At 61.1% G+C, this 2,332-nt stretch carries 2 protein-coding genes; both read left to right on the forward strand.

The genetic code is table 11. The features are described 5' to 3' along the window. The coding region (gene yidC, locus EN750_RS30080; RefSeq protein WP_127398907.1) for a membrane protein insertase YidC at positions 1 to 1,340 on the forward strand (1,340 nt) is incomplete at its 5' end. Positions 1,341 to 1,517: 177 nt separating this feature from the next. Then, positions 1,518 to 2,078 carry a fasciclin domain-containing protein gene (locus EN750_RS30085; protein WP_127271417.1) on the forward strand — a complete coding sequence of 187 codons (561 nt, stop codon included), beginning with the start codon at positions 1,518 to 1,520 and terminating at the stop codon, positions 2,076 to 2,078. Positions 2,079 to 2,332 lie beyond the last annotated feature (254 nt).

A 2,332-nucleotide genomic window follows, 5' to 3' on the forward strand; every position in this document is an offset into this window, starting at 1 on the left:
GTCCCGAGACTGTGTGGGCCGTCGACGGCAATGCGACGCTGACGCCGACGACCCCGGTCACGCTGACCTATTCGAACGACAAGGGCCTTACCTTCAAGCGCACCTTTTCCGTCGACACCAACTACATGTTCACGGTGTCCGACACAGTGCAGAATGCGGGCACGGCCGCCGTATCGCTGTCCAATTACGGCCGCGTCACCCGCTTCGACAAGCCGCTCGTTGCCAGCACCTATGTGCTGCATGAGGGCCTGATCGGTTTCACCGGCACCGAAGGCCTGCAGGAGCACAAATACGCGTCCATCGAGAAGGACAAGCAGTTCACGCCGGGCAAGTCGACCGACGGATGGCTCGGCATCACCGACAAATACTGGGCGGTGACGCTGGTGCCGACCGAGAAGCAGCCGTTCCAGCCGCGCTACGCCTATTTCGAGGACGGCCGCCATCGCTATCAGTCCGATTTCCTCACCGATCCGATCACCGTCGATGCCGGTCAGTCGGCGACGGTGGAGAGCGAAATCTTCGCCGGCGCCAAGGAAGTCGGCAAGATCAACGCCTATGCGGAAGATCGTCATATCAAGCGGTTCGATCTGCTGATCGACTGGGGCTGGTTCCACTTCATCACCAAGCCGATGTTCTGGCTGATCGACACGCTCTACAAATTCTTCGGCAATTTCGGCCTGGCCATCCTCGCCACCACCGTCATCGTCAAGGCCATCTTCTATCCGCTCGCCAACAAGTCCTACGCGTCGATGGCGAACATGAAGAAGGTGCAGCCGAAAATGCTCGAGATCCGCGAGAAATACGCGGACGACAAGATGAAGCAGCAGCAGGCGATGATGGAGCTGTACAAGACCGAGAAGATCAACCCGCTTGCCGGCTGCTGGCCGGTGGCGCTGCAGATCCCGGTCTTCTTCTCGCTCTACAAGGTGCTCTACATCACCATCGAGATGCGGCACGCGCCGTTCTTCGGCTGGATCCAGGATCTGGCCGCGCCCGATCCGACGTCGCTGTTCAACCTGTTCGGCCTGATCCCGGTCACCCTGCCGCACATGCTGATGATCGGCGTCTGGCCGCTGATCATGGGCGTCACCATGTTCCTGCAGATGCGCATGAACCCGACGCCGCCGGATCCGACGCAGGCGGCGATCTTCACCTGGATGCCTGTCATCTTCACCTTCATGATGGCGGGTTTCCCGGCCGGCCTGGTCATCTACTGGGCCTGGAACAACACGCTGTCGATCCTCCAGCAGGGCATCATCATGAAGCGCCAGGGCGCCAAGATCGAGCTGTGGGACAATCTGGTCGCGCTGTTCCGAAAGAAACCGTCGCCGGCCGAATAGAAGACGCAGCGCTTTCTCCAGCCTTCAAAGCCCCGCCTCGCGCGGGGCTTTTCGTTTAAGCAGCTCCGGCATCACGTTCCCGTGATCGGCGAAACTTGCGCCCCGTCGGCGGCGTGACTGCCTGTGCGTTTCCAAAGGCTATCAATTCCGATCAGCCCTCACCCGGAGGAAGACCACATGCGTTTGCCGTCATTCAGGACCATCGCCCTTTCCGCGTTCGTCGCCGGCGTGGCGATTGCCGCGCCCGCCTATGCCAAAAACCCGAATGTCGGCGGCGCGCCGATGTACACCACCAAGAACATCGTCGAGAACGCCGTCAATTCGAAGGACCACACGACGCTGGTCGCCGCGGTCAAGGCCGCCGGCCTGGTCGACACGCTGCAGGGCGCTGGCCCGTTCACAGTCTTCGCCCCGACTAACGCGGCGTTTGCGAAACTGCCCAAGGGCACCGTCGACACGCTGCTGAAGCCGGAGAACAAGGGCAAGCTCACCAAGGTGCTGACCGCGCATGTCGTGGCAGGCAAGATTTCGGGCGCCGAAATGATGAAGAAGGCCAAAGCGATGGGCGGCAAGTACGAGATGAAAACCGTCTCCGGTGACACGCTGACCGCTGAAGTCAAGAAGGGCAAGCTCTACATCATGGATGAGTCAGGCGGCGAGGCGCGAGTGACGATCGCCGACGTCAACCAGTCGAACGGCGTCATCCATGTCGTCAACAAGGTGCTGTTGCCGAAGTAACGGCTTTCGGCAAAGGGGATCAAGGCAGGTCCGTCGGGGCTTTCTCGGGCCTGCCATCCCCACCTCATGACGAGGTGCCATGTTTCTTGGGAAGTCGTATCGGCATCGGCCGGGGTCCTGTCCCTCACAGGACCCCGGTTTCTTTTTGGCTGTTGCCTGTGCAGCCAGATGAGCTTCGAGCGTCGTCACTCCATGACGGCGCTGTGGTCGATCTTGGCCGGCGTCGCCGGCTTGCGCAGCAACAGAACCAGCGG

The sequence above is a fragment of the Mesorhizobium sp. M7A.F.Ca.ET.027.03.2.1 genome (genome assembly GCF_003999175.1).
Lineage (GTDB): Bacteria > Pseudomonadota > Alphaproteobacteria > Rhizobiales > Rhizobiaceae > Mesorhizobium.

Coding starts and splice junctions, on each gene's coding strand:
- EN750_RS30085 (WP_127271417.1), top strand. CDS start 1,518: ATGCGTTTGCCGTCATTCAGGACCATCGCCCTTTCCGCGTTCGTCGCC.